The organism is Vibrio sp. VPAP30, assembly GCF_001188205.1.
Taxonomy (GTDB): Bacteria; Pseudomonadota; Gammaproteobacteria; order Enterobacterales; family Vibrionaceae; genus Vibrio; species Vibrio bivalvicida.
The window spans coordinates 77756-94981 of sequence record NZ_LBLS01000018.1; the positions used below are offsets into that span (position 1 = coordinate 77756).

General features: G+C 43.5%; 12 protein-coding genes. 1 reads left to right on the forward strand and 11 read right to left on the reverse strand.

What is annotated here, in order from left to right:
* Nucleotides 1-7: 7 nt before the first annotated feature.
* From ZX61_RS07145 to ZX61_RS07165, 5 genes are all read right to left on the reverse strand, one after another.
* The gene (locus tag ZX61_RS07145) at nt 8-1408 is read right to left on the reverse strand and encodes a TolC family protein (protein WP_049843993.1); all 1401 of its coding nucleotides are present in this window, start codon (nt 1406-1408) and stop codon (nt 8-10) included.
* A gap of 236 nt (nt 1409-1644) precedes the next feature.
* Nucleotides 1645-2133 carry a GNAT family N-acetyltransferase gene (locus tag ZX61_RS07150; protein WP_049843994.1) on the reverse strand — a complete coding sequence of 163 codons (489 nt, stop codon included), beginning with the start codon at nt 2131-2133 and terminating at the stop codon, nt 1645-1647.
* Nucleotides 2134-2367: 234 nt separating this feature from the next.
* On the reverse strand, nt 2368-3894 hold the full coding sequence (locus tag ZX61_RS07155; protein ID WP_049843995.1) for a tripartite tricarboxylate transporter permease: 1527 nt from the start codon (nt 3892-3894) through the stop codon (nt 2368-2370).
* Nucleotides 3895-3911: 17 nt separating this feature from the next.
* Nucleotides 3912-4430, reverse strand: coding sequence for a tripartite tricarboxylate transporter TctB family protein (locus ZX61_RS07160; protein ID WP_049843996.1), 519 nt, complete (start codon nt 4428-4430; stop codon nt 3912-3914).
* 245 nt (nt 4431-4675) lie between these two features.
* A complete protein-coding gene (locus ZX61_RS07165) occupies nt 4676-5647 on the reverse strand; it encodes a tripartite tricarboxylate transporter substrate binding protein (protein WP_049843997.1) in 972 nt (323 codons plus the stop codon).
* A gap of 365 nt (nt 5648-6012) precedes the next feature.
* On the opposite strand from ZX61_RS07165, the gene ZX61_RS07170 reads away from it, so the two are divergent.
* Nucleotides 6013-9159 carry an HD domain-containing phosphohydrolase gene (locus ZX61_RS07170; protein WP_049843998.1) on the forward strand — a complete coding sequence of 1049 codons (3147 nt, stop codon included), beginning with the start codon at nt 6013-6015 and terminating at the stop codon, nt 9157-9159.
* Here the strand turns inward: ZX61_RS07170 and ZX61_RS07175 are convergent.
* From ZX61_RS07175 to ZX61_RS07200, 6 genes are all read right to left on the reverse strand, one after another.
* Nucleotides 9125-9778: a protein kinase domain-containing protein gene (locus tag ZX61_RS07175; RefSeq protein WP_049843999.1), complete on the reverse strand. Its 654-nt coding sequence runs from the start codon at nt 9776-9778 to the stop codon at nt 9125-9127. The two genes, ZX61_RS07170 and ZX61_RS07175, sit on opposite strands and share 35 nt — an antisense overlap.
* Before the next feature lie 91 nt (nt 9779-9869).
* The gene (gene tssM / locus ZX61_RS07180) at nt 9870-13238 is read right to left on the reverse strand and encodes a type VI secretion system membrane subunit TssM (RefSeq protein WP_049844000.1); all 3369 of its coding nucleotides are present in this window, start codon (nt 13236-13238) and stop codon (nt 9870-9872) included.
* A 2-nt stretch (nt 13239-13240) separates the two neighbouring features.
* Nucleotides 13241-14440 (reverse strand): type IVB secretion system protein IcmH/DotU, encoded by a 1200-nt coding sequence (icmH, locus tag ZX61_RS07185; RefSeq protein WP_049844001.1) that lies wholly within the window; start codon nt 14438-14440, stop codon nt 13241-13243.
* 4 nt (nt 14441-14444) lie between these two features.
* Nucleotides 14445-15776, reverse strand: coding sequence for a type VI secretion system baseplate subunit TssK (gene tssK, locus ZX61_RS07190; RefSeq protein ID WP_049844002.1), 1332 nt, complete (start codon nt 15774-15776; stop codon nt 14445-14447).
* A gap of 20 nt (nt 15777-15796) precedes the next feature.
* Complete coding sequence (gene tssJ, locus ZX61_RS07195; RefSeq protein WP_049844003.1) at nt 15797-16279, reverse strand: type VI secretion system lipoprotein TssJ; 483 nt, start codon at nt 16277-16279, stop codon at nt 15797-15799.
* A complete protein-coding gene (locus tag ZX61_RS07200) occupies nt 16279-17226 on the reverse strand; it encodes an FHA domain-containing protein (protein ID WP_049844004.1) in 948 nt (315 codons plus the stop codon). The genes tssJ and ZX61_RS07200 overlap by 1 nt, the downstream gene beginning before the upstream one ends.

The window sequence follows — 17226 nt, forward strand, 5'->3', positions numbered from 1 at the left end:
TAGATCCTTATTTGCTCGAAATATTGATAGCGTTGTGCTGGTATTGGCTGAATGCATCCATCTCACTCGATAGTGCAAGTAACTTGGATAGGGAGATTAAGTAGTTAAAGCTTGCTGCTGCTTTCTGAGTTTGAACGCTTGCGACGTAAAGCTGCGCGTCTACCACATCGGTGGAGGTGGATAGCCCTTGAGAGAAGGCTTTTTGACGTAGATTGAGATTTTCACTCGCTAACTCTATGCTTGACTCTAGGCCCAGAACTTCCTCTTGGGCTTGCTGCGCTTCAAGGTATGTTTTCTGAACCAGTACGGAAAGATCTTGTTTTGCTTGCGCTTTGAGGTATCGGACTTGCGAAACTGCGCTGTGCGCGGCTTTAACCTGATCACTACGTCCAGAATTCTCAATCAAAGGAATATTCACACCAACACCGACCAACCAATCGGGTTTCATTTGGCTCGCGAGAGAGTCATCTTCATGGAGGCTGTAATCCCCATACAGATACACTTCTGGGAAGTATTTGCCTTTTTCTGCCTTAATCAAACTATCAGCTTGTTTCTCTTTCGCATCAAGTAGTGCTAAGCCGGGGTAGGTATCAAGAGTACGTTCTACGAATAAACTCTGCTCTGGTAAGTTTTGGTTGATAAATAGGCTGTCGGCAGGCTCAACACTGGTTGTTTGGTTTAGGATTTGGGTGAGCGCAGATTGAGCGATCTCTAGGCTTTTTTCTGCTTTTTTGCGTTCAATTACCGCTTTATCCAATGCAGACTCTGCTTGCAAGCGTTCGACGCGAGCTATTTGCCCTTGCTGCTCTAGCTTAAGTGCATTATCTCTGTGCTTTGTTAATCCTTGTTCCACAAGTAAGCGAGTTTGCACCACCTCTTGGGCTAGTAATACAGAGAAGTAGTATTTGCTTAAGTCTTCAAAGCGAGCTTGGGTTTCCATTGCTAACTCACTTTGCGCTTGTTCTTTACGGCCTTCGGCAGCGGATTGTGCCGCGTTAATTCGTCCACCAGTGAAGATAGGCCAAACAGCACGGATTGAAGAACTGAAAATATCTCTTTCAGTAATGGTAGAAGTTACACCACCAAGTCCCGCAAGCAGTTGGTTAAATACAGGCCCAAGGTTTGGAAGATGCTGACCAGTACTTTCAAAAAGCTGACTTCCGGAAACCTTCACGTCTGTATCTAACCGCGTGTAATTAGCGCCAACAGTGACTGAAGGTAAGTTAAGGTTATCCGTTGCATTTTTGAGGTGTTCGTAGCGTTCTACATTTGAGCGCTGTGCTGCTAACGAATTGTTTTCTTGTTGTAAAACTTGCCAAGCTTGATCGAAGCTAATCGCAGCTGCGTTGGACAAGGGAGAGTAGACGCCAAGAAAACCGAACAACAGCGCTATGGGACGCAACGACATAGTAATGTACTCTATTTGTTAAAAAATAGAGTTTATACTCTAATTTCTGTGCGGGCAATCACTAAATTGTAAAAAGTATGGCGTTTGACATTGATCAGGACTCGATAGAAATGCATAGCATTCAAGTGACTGCTTGATCGAAATGAAAGTACGGAATTTGCTCTAAGTGGTTAATTATATGAGTAAAGAAAATGTGACTGGCAGCCTATGAATCATCATAAACTGCCTTTATTGCTTTAAGGTGTGTATCGCAGTCCAAGCATCTTACAATTATCTTCAAGGTAAGGATCGGTAACGACTTCGAACCCAAAGCTACCGTAATACTCTTTCAAGTGTTCTTGAGCAGAGATGAAAATTGAGTCTTGCGGATAAAGCTCTTTTGTTGACTCGAAACTTACTCGCATTAGTTCGTTACCAACTCCTTTACCTCTGTATTTTAGACTAACAATTACCCTGCCAATAGATACATCGTTAGCGTCATCCTTAATTAGTGGAAGCACTTCTTTTGGGTAACCAAGTTGTTGCGGCATGATTCTGCTGTAAGCAACCAGCTCTTCACCATCGAACCCCATCACATGGTACGTCTCAGGGTGCGTGTCTTTCCCGTCTAAGTCGCTATAGGGCTCTTCCATCTCGACAATAAAAATGTCTACTCGTTGGCGTAAAAAAGCATAAAGCTCATGCACGCTTAACTGATCAAATTTTTTGATTCTCCACTCTAGCATTATCTTTCTCCTTATATGCTTGGAGGACAAAATAGAAGACTCGCGCTGTTGACTCATTAACTTATGTTAATAATTCATATTTTGAATAAATATTGATATTGGCATGAGCTTTAATGGATAGATACTGTTGTAACCGCAATAATGGGTAGATGGTTTATCGAAGCTAGAGACAAAAAAGCCAGTCGGTGTCGACTGGCTTAGGTTAAGTCAAACCCAAATATACAGGAGTAGTGGTTACTGCTCTACTTTTTGTGGCGCTGGTTTTAGCTTTTGGAACAGTTTGACAAATAACGGGCTAAACAAAACAAGCACTGCCAAGATAGTGAATGTCATTGTAATTGGTCGCTCCCACAGAAAGTTAAGCTCACCGTCACTGATCATTAATGCTCGGCGTAAGTTTTCTTCCATCAAACCACCTAGAATAAATCCAAGGAGTAGCGGGGCGAGCGGGAAGTTAGCTAACCTGAGTGCGATTGCTCCCATTGCAATCAACAGCATGATGAAGACATCCATTGTGTTAAAAGAAACAAGGTATACACCTGTGATCGAGAAGAACAAGATCATAGGCAGTAGAACCGTTCTCGGTACAGCAAGTAGCTTAGAAATGTATGGGATCAGTGGCAAGTTCAAGATCACCAGTACGATGTTACCAAAGTACATCGAGATGATAACTGACCAGAATACATCAGGGTGCTCAACAAACAGACGTGGCCCCGGCTGAATTCCGTAAGCAATCAAAGCACCTAGCATGATGGCTGTTGTGCCAGACCCTGGAATACCTAGAGTTAGAAGAGGAACAAACGAGCCACTTGAAGCTGCATTGTTAGCAGATTCCGGTGCGACTAGGCCACGGATACTGCCTTTACCAAATTCTTCTTTCTTCTCCTTTGGCGCAAGGTTACGTTCCATACCGTAGCTAAGGAAGGCTGCGATGGTTGCACCAGCACCAGGAAGCACACCGGTAAAGAAGCCAAGAATAGACGAACGAATTGAAACTGGCGCTACCTCTTTCACTTCTTCTTTAGTGACTTTCATGCTGCCAATATTGCTCATTTTATTTTGTTCGTCTGAGCGTGTGTCTTGCTCAGGCTTTAAGATTCCCATCAAGGTTTCGCCTAGTGCGAAGGTAGCCATTGCCAATAGTAGGAAGCTAAAGCCATCCATTAGGTCAGTAAAGCCAAAGGTAAATCGTTCAACACCAACTCCTTTGTCGATACCAACCGTTGATAGCATCAAGCCTAAGATCGTCATCATCCATGCTTTAAGCACTTGACCTTTACCTGCAAAGCCAGCAACAGCAGAAAGGCCAAGTAGCATCAAGGCAAAGTAGTCTGAAGATTGGAAGCTCAGCGAGACGTTAGCCAGTGCAGGAGCAGCAACTAATAGCATAATTGCTGATAACGTACCACCAGTAAACGACGAGTAAGCCGCGAGTGCAAGGGCTTTACCTGCCTGACCTTTTTGCGCCATAGGGTAGCCGTCAAAGGCGGTAACAACGGTTGATGAACAACCAGGAGCATTGATTAGGATCGATGACGTTGAACCACCAAATACAGCCCCGTAGTATACGCCAGCCATCAAGATAAGACCTGAAGATGGCTCCAAACCATAGGTAATTGGGATCATCAGGGCGATAGCAGAAATTGGGCCAAGACCCGGTAGCATGCCAATAAACGTACCGACAAAACAACCAACAATCACCATTATGATGTTCATTGGCATCACTGCGGTCGAAAGACCTTGTAAAATTCCGTCTAACATAATGTTATTTCCTTAAATTACGACCACATGGTGAAAATAACACCTGGCTCTAAATAGATATCTAGGCCTTGGGTGAGCAGTAGGTAGAAAGCGATGACAAACGGGAAAGATGCACCAAAAAGCACTTTCTTACGTCGTTCCCCCAATAGATAAAATCCTGCAAGCAAAAACAAACCTGTTGCAATGACGAAGCCGAAGTAGGTTAGGCCAACACCGTAAAGCGCCATCAAAACTAGAAAACCAATAAGTAGTTTCCAGTTGAAATCAATGACTGCTCCACTTTTTACATCGGGTTGCCCTGTTACCAATAAAAGCAGCGAAAGGCCGATACCAGCGAATGTTAATAGCGTTGGTAGAGTGCGAGCCGTAAAGGGTTCGTATTCATCGCCAGGGAATAAAGGAATTTGGGTTGTCTGGTAGCCATAACATAGGCAGACAAGCAAAAATATCATCGCGCCAACACGGTCGCGACAGAGTAGGTTTTCTTTTGAGAAAAAATTACCTTTAGTGAATGAGTTCGTTGGCAAGTCCGACATATCCAACTCCATTTGCGTTACAGGTAAGGAAAGAAAAAGCCGTACACGAGAGTTAATGAGCATGTTTCACCAACGAATAAGCCATTTGCTGCTAGTCAAAAGGCCGTATACCAATCAGAACAAATATCTGACTGAATGGTACAACTGTTTATAAACAAACAGAGGAGATTGTGTGTAGTTAGCTCATGTACGGCGAAAAGAGATGAGGGTGGTGTAAAATCACCCTCATACAACTGGTTTAACAGTTACTTTAGGAAACCAAGCTCGCGCATCAGATCGCCCATCTGTTTCTCTTGGTCTTCTAAGAATGCATAGAAGTCTTTGTCCGCTTTATAGTTATCAATCCAACCGTTACGGTCGCGAACGACTTGCCACTCGTCTGTTTTGTACATCTTAGTCAGAGCTGCATTCCACTCGTTAATCTTCTCTTGGCTAGTGCCAGGTGCTGCGAAGAACCCACGCCAGTTAGCAAACACGGTTTCATTACCGTATTCCGTTAGCGTTGGAATATCTGGTGCCGCTTCAAGACGTTTAGGTGCCGTTACTGCAAGGATCTTAACCTGACCAGACTTCGACATTTCTAGCACTTCACCTAGACCTGTAGAAAGGAGTTGTGTTTCGCCAGATAGAAGGGCTGCCATTGCTTTACCGCCAGCGTCGTAGGCAATATAACGTACTTTCTTAGCATCGAAACCTTCCCCTTTGAAGGCGGCTGCAACAACAAGGTGATCCATGCTTCCTCGCGCGGAACCACCAGCTATTTTCACTTTACGCGGGTTAGATTCAAATTCCGTAACGACGTCTTCCCATGTGTTGTATTTAGAATCAACCGACGTGACGATTGCACCATAGTCTGCAATGGTTGCTGCTACAGGGGTAAGATCACGGAAAGATTGTGGAAAGATCCCAGTTAGAGAGCGCACTACAATTGGCGTCGAGTTCACCATAAGCGTATCTTCTTGGCGCTTGGCTGTTTCGATTAGGTGAGCAATGGCTTTACCACCACCACCACCTGACAGGTTTTGGAAAGAGACGTTGTCGACAATGTCTGACTTAACTAACACATCACCTGTGCCACGAGCAGTCATGTCCCAGCCACCTCCTGCACCTCCAGGAATTAAGAAGTGGATTTTCTCTACATCAGCTGCAAAAGCGTTGAAAGAAAAAGACGCAGCGATAATTGAAGCGGCTAGGGTTGGTTTTAGTACCTTAAACATGATTCACGTTCCTTATGTATGAGCATGTACTTCATAGAGAACACGCTTATCGTTATCAATTGTCTACTAGCAAGGAGGGAACTTGTTGGTAGATGTGTTCAAGGTTAACAATGTGTTAAATTTGTGTCTCCAATACGTTGATAAAAAGAATAATGGTCATTGTGGAGTTTTTGTTCATAAAGTTCACAGGTAGATGAATACGTACAAATGCGCAAACATAATGCAATCTGTCTCATATTTTACGGGATGGAGTGTGGAATTGTTGGGGAAATATTCTAATACTGAATTGTACAAAGATAATTAAAAAATACTCACCACAAAATGGTTCAGTTCGTTCAGTCAATGCCAATGGAGGGCGTTAAAGAATGAAAGATCACACACGTCAGACTAAGAAGTTTTCTATACAGTTCACGGTCGGAACCATGTTCTTATGTGCCACTCTGTTTACCGCATCTGTCGCCATTGGGCTACAGTACTATTTCAGTAAACAGATGTCGGAAGAAAATGTACTGGCTAAGCTTACTTCCGCCTCTTCGGATATTGGATCTTATCTCGAACTGGTGGATAAAAACGCGACAAATAGCGTGCAGATTCTCAAAAGCGTTGCTGAATCAACGACTCACACTTTTGCTGAAACCGAAATACGCAATATATTCACTTTAATCCTCGAAGATAACCCACTTTTTTATAGCCTGTATGTTGGGCGTGACAATGATGATTTTTATCAGATCATTAACTTGGAATCCTCTTCGATTGTAAGGGAAAAAATAGAAGCCGATCTCAATGATCGTTGGGTTATTATCAATATATCCGGCTCTGAAAATCAGCGAATTCGTACAACCAACTATCTCACAAAAAATTTTAAGCTGACCAAGAAAATAACCGAAGTCAGCAACTATTTTCCTACTCAAAGGCCTTGGTACTTGGGACCCAAACATCAGCAGGTATTTAAAACAGAGCCTTATCTATTTCAGCACCTCAAGATTACAGGACAGACATACTCTATTCGCACTCAATCAAGAGTGATAGGAGTGGACATTGTCCATTCGGCAATGAAAGAAAAGATGATGCCTACGCAACTCGGACTTTCACCTGATAGTGGTACAGAGTCTTTTGTTTTTAATGACAAGGGCGAGGTGATTGCGTCCAACGTTGAGTTGTATCACGAAGTGCGTATCCCGAACCCAAAGCCCCTAGCTCTGAGCGAGAGTGAGAAAGCCGATATAGAAGCTGTGGGTTCGCTTATGGTCTCCAATCAAAATGATTGGGGGCCTTACGATTATGCTCAATCAGGACAACCAAAAGGATATGCGATAGATCTGTTGAGTATTCTGTCCCAGATGACAGGGATAGAGCTAGAATTTGTTAATGGATTTAATTCGATGACGCTGTCACAAATGTATCACCAAGGAGAGCTCGATTTACTTCACTCTGTGCCTGAAACTAAAGCGGTGAGTGGAGTGAAAAGCGCCATAATGTTTAGTGGCGAGTTGGCGCTAGCTTCCAATCCTGATAAGCCAGTTTACTCGTCACTGGCCAGCCTCTCTCAAGAGTCGATTGCAGTTGTCGGTGGCTATGGAATGAAATCGTGGTTACTAGAGCAAGCACCAACTCTAAACCTAACTGAAGTATCGAGTTTAGATGAAGCCAAACAAGGGCTTGCCACGAAACACTATGACTATATCATTGATACCTTTCATACGTTATCTGAACTAAATGAACTGTCTAATACCGAACAAGCCAAGGTATCAAAGTTGTCCGGTATTGAAATACTCCCTTTTCATTTCTATATGAAAAGGGAGCATAGCTCTGTAGTCGATATTTTAGATAAAGCTTTACTAGCTATCACGCCACAACAACGAACCGCTTTGAAGGAAAAATGGTTGGATACCAGCCAATGGCGAGGAACGTTTTTACCTTACCCTGAGCTTTTTTCCGCATCGCGCAGTCCCAGCCTCCATAACTCGATGGTTAAAATTGATATTCAAGGGCAACAGTACTTTATCTATGTGACTCCGCTGTTGTCGGAACAAAATCACAATGAATTCTATGCAGTAGTGCTGCCTGAAGACATCATTTATGAGCAAGTTTGGCCTAAACTGATGACCTCGATCGGGCTGACCGTTTTAATAATGACGGTCTTGCTTCCTTTAGCGTGGAAATTTAGCGCTCCAATTGTTGTTCCAGTTAAAGCGTTACGTCTAGAAACCAAGAAAATAAAAGCGAGAGATTATGACGCAGTATCTCTGGTTAATACGCGAATCAAAGAAGTATCAGAGTTATCTGAATCTATCGCTTCGATGGGGGCGGCGCTCAAACAGCATGAAAAGCAACAAGAAGACTTTGTCGAATCTTTTATTAAGTTGATTGCACAGGCTATTGATGACAAATCCCCTTACACAGCGGGCCACTGTAACCGAGTTCCTGAGTTGGGGATGATGTTGGCAAAAGCGGTAGAAGAGTGCCAAGAAGGCAAATTCAAACCGTTTAAGTTTGAGAGTGATGACGAAAGAAGAGAGTTCAGAATTGCGGCTTGGCTACACGACTGCGGAAAGATCACTACCCCAGAGCACATTGTTGATAAAGGAACAAAATTAGAAGCCAATTACAACCGTATTCACGAAATTCGTATGCGCTTTGAAGTGCTTTGGCGAGATGCAGAAATTATGTTTTTAACATCACAGCTTGCAGCCAGCAAAGACAAATCTACTGCGTTAGCAGAGCTAAAAAGTATCAAGCATACGTTACAAGAAGAATTTGAGTTTGTCGCTCGCGCCAATGTAGGCGGCGAGTTTATGGGCCAAGAAGAGGTTGAGCGCATCAAAGAAATTGCCCAAAGAACCTGGCAGCGGAACTTTGATGACCGGCTAGGCCTATCTCCATTTGAAGATTTAAACAAACCGAAATCTGAAACAGTTCTTCCTGTGACGGAGTCTTTACTCTCTGATAAACCTGAACATATCCAAAAGAGAATTCGCCCATTAGAGTTTGATGATAAGTTTGCGATTAAAGTGGATGTGCCTGAGCATCAATATAATCTCGGTGAGATATATAATTTGTCTATCTCTCGCGGTACGTTGACCGCTGAAGATAGATTCAAAATCAATGAGCATATGATCAGTGGTATTAAAATGCTTGAAGCGCTGCCATTTCCTAAAGAGCTCAGTCGTGTGCCACGCTACGCATCCACACACCATGAAACTCTCAAAGGAACGGGTTATCCACGTAAATTGAAAGCAGAAGACATTTCGATTCCAGAGCGAGTGTTAGTTATTGCAGATATATTCGAAGCACTTACAGCAGCGGACAGGCCCTATAAGAAAGCTAAACCTATTAGCGTTGCGATAGACATTTTGTACAAGATGGCGCAAGACGAACATGTTGATATGGACCTGTTCTTGCTATTCCTAGAAAGTGGTGTTTATTTGGATTACGCCCAGGCATTTCTTCCCGAAAGCCAGATTGATCAAGTTGATATCAGCCAGTACTTTTCCGAGCAGCAAGTTGCTTAGCTATTCTGAGTTGTTGGTCGAGAAGCATTTGATATCTTGAAGGAAGAGCTCCCAATTTAGGGAGTTTTTCTGTTGCTACGAACTCCGCAATGGATTGCCCATGGTAAGGGTGTTTGCCTGACATAGCCTGAAGTGTCAGTGCTAACGAGGTATAGTCATCTTGAATGCGAATAAGGCCATGGCGTTTTAGCGCGCTGACACATGCAAAGCTGGGTGTAACAGAAGAGTGTGCTTGCTCTGAGTAACGTCGCCCGATTGGAAGTACGCTACCAAGATCGACAAAGACAGGCTCACCGTTTGGGCTAGTTAAGATGTTTGCAGGTTTTATGTCACCGTGGATAAAACCCGTCTCATGAATTGTTCTAAGCCCAGTTTCGAGTTTTGATATCAAAGCGCTATTCGATTGGGCTTTACAGTCAGCCTGCGATTGACCTTCGACAAATCCGTACATCAGCCAACTGGTCTGATTATGGCTATCGGCATCGATAAAACTAGGCCAATAGCTAGAAGCATAGTTACCTAGAAAATTAGCCTCGTTGTGGAGTTGAGATTTGGCAAGTTTAGAAAGAGCAAATTTGAGGGCAACCTTTCCGTATAAAGGGCTATCAACGAGATACACTTGATTACCAATATGCGAGCAATAGGAAACCCCTAGAGCTCGCATACAATTTTGGATGCTAGGATGCAGTGATGAACTAGCATCCCTCATCTTAAATACTGGCAGGAAGAGTGAAAGCAGAGAAGAAGTTAGGAACAAATGGGTTATTCTGTCCTTGCGTCTTAATGCTTAGTTGAACCTGACTATCGTCATAAACAAACTTCACGGTAGTATCTTGGGAGGTTGTTGAGACCACTCTTGGTTCAATCAGTTTGAACCAAGCCCAGCTGCCGGTGAAGGCTTCGTCTGCTATCTGCGTATTTTGCGCTTGCAACTTGAAGCTAATGGCATCTTTGTCGACATCAGTCGCTGACCAAGATTGCTTACTCCACAGTCTTGGACCGTGCTGATAAATAAACAGAGGCTTCTCAGCAATGATCGAGAACTGAGTTAAGTTTGAACTCATCTCTTTTGCTTTTAATTGAAACTGAAGTGACAGGTTTTGCGGGTCTTGCAAAAACAATGCATTGCGAATATCTGTGGCTTTGCCAATCATTTGCCAAACATTTGGGTCAAGTGCGAGTCCAGAGTTTGGTAGCAATCCTGGCAAGAAAGGCGAACGTTCATCGGTAGAAAAGCTTTTTAATTTGGATTGATAGAACTTATCCAACACACCATTGCTTTTAAAAAACGAGGCAACATCACTGGTAGTTGCATCCACCGACGCCGTTCTATTGAATGGATAATAGGCTGCAATGGTGTTTTGATAGGTTTGGAACACTTCTGACTGCCAGGTTGAATTGAGATAGCCATGCGCTAGCAGCATCACCATCTCGTCAGCTTGCTTGGTTATGCCATTGATTATGTTTACGGAAAGCAGTGGTTGTTTTTCAGTCTGCTTTGCGACGGCCGATACAGGGTTGCCGACTTTCAGTTCGGCTGTTAGCGTAGCGAACGCAAGCTCCTGAGGGGTATCTGAAGAGTAAAACTGCTCTAGATAAGTCTCCATCTCTGTTATCTGAGTGAGTAAGGTATCTATCGGTTTGACACCTTGGTCATCTGCTTTTACCTGTTTGTGATACGGCATAAATGCAATGTAAATCTGGCGAGCCGATTCTTTTCTATCAGCATCTTGGGCTGGAGGTTGCGCCTGGCCTTCTTCTGCCTTTGGGGCCTCGATTTCTACCGAAGTATATTTACTGATCGTGCCATAGAGCTGTGCTAGTGGATTGTTGGATGCATTAGTCAATACAGAGAGGGCATTTTTTAATGTATCAGCACTATCTACGCTATTAGCTTGAATGTGAGATGTAAAATCTCTCCAGTAATTGATGTAGTCATTCTGATACATCTGTTTTAGATCTCGACTAATTCGGTAAAGCTCAAGGGCACTTGGTGAGTTCCCCGCTACACCTTCATAGGCTTGCAATGCTTCTGTCAGGGCAGGGGAACCGACAGAAAGGTCAAGTTCATTAAAACCTGAAGGTGTGTATAAATAAGGGACTAAGTAGCCAACATAGTTTGGTGAGAAACTGAGTAACTGTGAAAAATTGGAACCCAGCTCTTGGCGTACGTCGACCCGTTTAGAGTAAGTCGGTGAGTTTAGAATATGCTCGTAAAGTAGCGTTTCGACACCAGTTTGATTGATGACTTTCTTCGCTAGTTTTTCAAGATCAAAATTGGCTTTGGTTGGTACAATGTCTTGGGCAAAAACGTCATCAAGTAGGATTTTAAGCTGCGCAAGATTTACACTATCTGCTTCGCCCTGATCGGTCAGTGAAGACATAAAGTAACTCTTTAGCTCTTCAATATTGGTGCGTTTAGGGTCAAACAACAATCGGTAGTTATTGAGCAGTGATAAGGTCTTCGCTTGATCTTCAAGGTTGACGTACACGAACAAATCTTTTTCTAACGTGTTTTCCATCGAAGGAATCAAAACACGAGCAAGCTCATCGAAATAGGCCGCTTCCACGACTTTCTTAATGCTTGAGCTCGGCATAAATGAAAGAGTGTACCAAGGGTCAGGCTCGAGATAGAGTGCGTATATGCGATTGAGTGAGTACAGGTTAGGGATATTATCCGCCATGTTTTCAATGTCGTAAGGAGACGCCGCGATCGCTTCTTTGTATCGTTCAAGCATGTTGTCTGCGCGGGTTTCACGAGCGTTTTGGTAATCAAAATCAAGTTTGATTACGGCTAAAAGAGTGATGAGGAAAGCAGCGCAGAACACGGTGTAAGCACCTTGCCAGAAAATCAGCATGTTTTCTTTGCGTCGGTTAACCCCAACCAATTCGTTTTCGTTCAAGACGACGTGATTCATGATGTGTTGAGCAAATAGGGTCTGAGTGACAGGTATTTGCTGATGCTGCTGGAATTTTTCGTTGCCTAAAGACTCGTTGACCACATTAGCAAGAAGATCGTACTGTTTCTCGCTCGCCCCACTGTGGGTAAAGTAAAATCCTCTAAAATTCAGCCCGTTGTTTAGCTGGTCGCCACGATAAAGCCTTTGTAGGAAATGCCACAAGCTCTGTTTTAGCAAACCAAATTGGTAGGGCGCAGCACATATAGAGTTACGGTATTCCTGATTTAACTGTGAAGATAGGGCGCTACTAGTGTTAGCGATTAACTGACTGATTAGATGGTCATATTCTTCATGGAACCAGTCTGCATCAATACCACCATTTTTAATCACCGGAGAAGTCGCGCCGAACACATCATTGCGTTTTGCTTCATCGAAAGCAGAGAAAAACTGGCAAAAATCATTGACCTGGCCCATGTTAGTGATGAGGTTATAAACGGGCAAACTCAAACCGAAGGTGTCATTGAAGGTTTTGATGGTCGACTTAACATCATCTGCTCGTTGAGTGAGTTTCTCTTTATTACCCAGTAATGTCGCGACCTCGGTTGTCAACAATAAGCCGTTAATGGCTTGGCGTGGACGCCATTTGTTTAGACAGTTAGAAAGCGTTTTAAGGTATTGAGGTTGCTGATCGTCCCCCATGCTAATAGAAATAAGAATGGAGTGTTCACTTAGCCAGAAAAGGATTGGGAACTCAATGTCATTGCCAAAATCATCTACCTTGTATGCCTCGTAACCCATCTGCGTGATGATACTTTTGTCCTTACACGGATCATCACTCAACAGAAGATAGATAGGCTGGTCATAACGGCTGTTTAAACGTTTCTTACGTTTTTGAACACCAAGCATGCGTTTAAAATGTAGTGCTAATAGTTTGCTACGTTTTTGAACCAATAGCCTTTGCTGATCGGGTTCTTTGCTAGCGCCACTTTTTCGCCTCATTAGCCAAAACGTGATAAGTCCAACCACCAGACCTGAAATGAAGGTCAATGCACCACCTAGCATCAGCCTATCTAGCCACCAAGTTAATGCTCCACCGATCAGCATAACCAGCACTGCAAGCACAATAGACCAGATTATTCCGCGCTTTTTGGTGTTTTGTGAGGGTTTAGCGTCACTCATCGTTATTGTGCCTCTTTATCATTTTTATGGTCGCTTTGCGTATTTCTGACGATGATTGGTGTGAGCTGGTCTTTCTCAATATACCAACTCTTAATTTCTCTGGCTTGTATTGAAGATTCACTTCGAACAATTACGCGGAAGTAAGAATCGAACTCGTCTACTACAGGCTCGTATTTAGATGGAGCGAGTTTAGAAGTAAAGTTTTCAGCATTGGTTTTGGAAGAGAAGGTGGCCAACTGAACTAACCAAGTGGAATGACTTGTCCCCAAATTAGCTGGCGCAGGGGCATCGACAAGTTCTACTTTACTTGCCCGTTGTGGCAAGGTTTCTAAATCGGCATCGTCACTGATAAATACAATATCGTTCACTTGGCCGGACATGACGTAACGTGTGCTGAAGTCAGGTAAGTTGTTAAAGTCTCTTGCGCGTTGAGAGTGAGTATTTTTGTACCAAAAGTAAGTAAGTCCAATACTCGTGAAGATTAGGCACAAGAAGAAGATAGTTGTGATCAAATAGCGCTTACGACGAGTCGGTTTGCGAACCTTGGGAAGTTTAATGCGAGTGTGGCAGTGCATTGTACTTGACTGACGGTACTGACTGACTAATTGCTCTAGCTGATGGATAAAGGCTTTGAGCTGGTCATTGCCTGTTTCTCGGTATTGACCTTTAAAGCCGATATTCAAGAAAATGTAGATAATTTCGAGCAGGTCAATCATCTTGTGCGGCTGTCTGAGTGCTTTTTCTGAGACAGTGAAGAACAACTCACCACCATTTCGCATACCAAACAGTTCACTTAGCAGGGTTTTATTTTCCCAGCCTCTAGACTCTCCCCATTGGCTATAAATGATTAGTTCATCTAAGACAACAGCATATAGAAAGCAAAGTTTATCGATTACTGCAACTGGGTACGAAAGCTCTGCCCCTTTTATTTTGATGTCGTTAATGCCATCAACCAATTGCTGACGTAGGGTAGTGACATCTTCTGGTTCAGGAAGTGTCGAAACTTTTAGGGTTGTCGCTAATAGTTCGCTGCTTATATTAAGGAGCTGATTTTCAGCTTTATCAAAATAGTGCAGGAACTCACTGCGCCCACGGCTGGCGTCAACAGATAGCCAAGAACTGTCGCTGCTATCCGCCTCCTTAGCGACGAAATCGGACTCTTTTGCATCCCAGGCTAGGGTTTCTTCATCCAAATAGTTCATAGCGTTATCTCAGGGCATAGAGCATGACTTCAAGGTCAGCAATTCGAGTGTCAACGTGGAGAGCAATCGCATCACGGTTTTCTAACATCTCTAACCACATGCGGTCGGCTGTATCTACCTCAAAATAGGACACACCCTGCATTGGCTTTAGCTCGCTCGGCGCTACAGGAAGTGGAGACAGTGCAATACCAGATAAGCCATTGCGTACGATTTCGACAATGCGAGCGTTGTTGCTGAGCTTGGCGGCAATTGGGAACAGTTCGCTGAGTTCGGCGCTGCTAATGGTCGATTTGACTGAGAGTACAAAGCGACGATTTGAAACGCTGGCGGTGTCCTTAATTAATGTTCTTAGCAGTCGGCGTCTCTCAAACAGAGAACTATCCCAAGCAAACTCAAGGACAGAGTCTTGCTGAACAAGTGTCAACATGTTGCGCAGTGAGGCAAATAGAGTATTAAAACTCTCATATAGCTTGTGGTATTGCAAAGGCAAACATGGTTCAGGAGTTGCTGGGGTTAACGCCATGATCTGTGCTTCGAACTTGCGTAATTCGCCGTAAACTTGGTGCGTTTGCAGCTTTGGGTTAGCCATTGTTAGATCAAACCATGGAAGCCAACTGTTTAACGTCTGTAGCCATAAATAGTCTTGCATCATTGACTGTGGACTTTTCTGACCTTGGCCCGCTTGGATCCTTTGCAATAGGGTGGTGGCACGGTTAGAGGTTAGGGCATGTATTTCTTTAAGCCGCTCTAGTAAAAGCTGTGATGCACCGTAATGCAAACAGGCCGGAATAAACGCACGGTCAAGAATGACTTCACCCGCTTCAGTGCACTCTAGAATTTTGGCTACTGGAATAAGTGTAAAGCCGGACGTGTCTTCACCTTCAAGCTTAATTGAGGTATTTAAATGCGCAACGTCAATTTCTACGCTAGCATTTTCTGATGTCGATGTGTCGAACACGTTGATAGAGCGAGACAGGTAGCGGCCTTGATCCGACTGTTCTTGACCATAGTCATTATTGCCTTGCAGTGAGATAGGCAGTGCAAGATAGACCACTGTTTCAATACTGCCTTGAATGACATCTCTTGCCACTTCATGCTTCATTTCAAACTGAGTGCCGTCAGGAAAGATACCGGCGCTACTAGCAATCGAAAGCTTGCCAATTTTCAATAATTCGTGGTTGATGGTGAGTTCTGTCACACCATAAAAGGGAGCAAAGCCAGCAAGCGTCTCGACGTTTTGACGAACATAGTTCTGAACGTAGCGATCTTGTTGCTGAAAATGTTGTGGGGCAATAAACATGCCTTCTTGCCATACTACTTTTTTAAACGCGTCCACGTAAATTCCCTATATACTGACTAAAAAATTTGCCACCAGCTCGATTCTGGAGTGACTATTTCTAATGTGGCTTTAGAGCCTTGTAAGTTGAGTTGCAGATATTGATCTGCTTGCAACGGTAACGTTGAAAATGCTTTTGTTTCACTGTTTTGGTAATCAACAAACTCGACTAGTACTGCCACGTATTGAGTCGTTTTATTTATGTCCAACACTTGATCGACATTCGCGTCTGGAAGAACAACAGGCAGAACTTGCTTAGATACAAGGTTGGCGCTTAAAAGCTGAACATCGTTGGAATACAAGTCGATAAACGGCAGTTGATTAAACATCTGCACATCTGTGAGTTGATACAATCTCACAACGACTGGGTTTGCGGCGTTAGAATCTGAAGGATTCATCGCAGTATCTGATTTGATCGTTAAGTTGTATTGAGACACGACAGGCACTGGATCAGAAGAACAACCAGCGAGGAATAGCACTGTCGCCAAATACCACTTTTTCATCAGCTTTCCTCTCTCTGTTTTTGCATATTTTCTAAAAACAAAGCTTTAAACTGGCGACGGAAGTCCCCATTTTGCTGACGGTGTTGGAAGTGTTTACGATAAATCTTCCAATATTTCTTCTCTTTATTACTAAACAGCCCACCTGAAAGGTATTCGCTAAACTGACTTTCCAACTCCTGTGGAGCGAATTCACTAAGGAACTGATCAACAGTTTTCTCAAGTGCCTCAAACAAAGCATCATGATGAAGCATTGGGTTTTGCAAGTATTGCTGATTTTTTTCCGAGAGCGTGAGAAGCTTCTCGATCGACGCTTCCAATTGAGTATTTTGATTGGGGGTATCGACAGGTAAGTATTCTAGATCAGTGGCGGGCTCGAATGTTTTCACCTGCCCTAATTCATCCACCTCGACATGTGCCGCTATTTCATCACTATCTAAGTCTTCAAAAGGGTCTGAGGCGAAAGGGTCATCACTAAGTACATTTTTATGAGAAAAAGTACCGCTGTTTTCTTTCGGCTTAGGCGTTTCGGCTTGCTCTAAGAACTCGGTGTCATCATCGTTAAGATTCAGCTCAAATGGCTGTGAAAAAACATCGTCGCTATTCTCTGGCTGAGCTACTTCTACATTGGAAGAGACTAAGGTAGATACAAGCATGGTGTAGCTTTCTACTTTGATGATGTCGCCGTCATTGAGTGGATACTCTTTATCTTTCACCATGACTTTGTCATTGAGCAGCGCACTATTTTGTCCGCGGCTAATCAATACATACCCACGTTCAGTTAGATGCACTTCACCGTGAGTTCGAGAAATTCGTTTGCTTTGGTCGGGTAAACAGATATCACACGCAGGAGCACGACCAAGAGTGCCTCCTGATTCTGGAAGATACACAACTCTTGAGGATACGACCTCTTCAGTGGGTACAGAAATCAAATGGATACTGACGGCCAC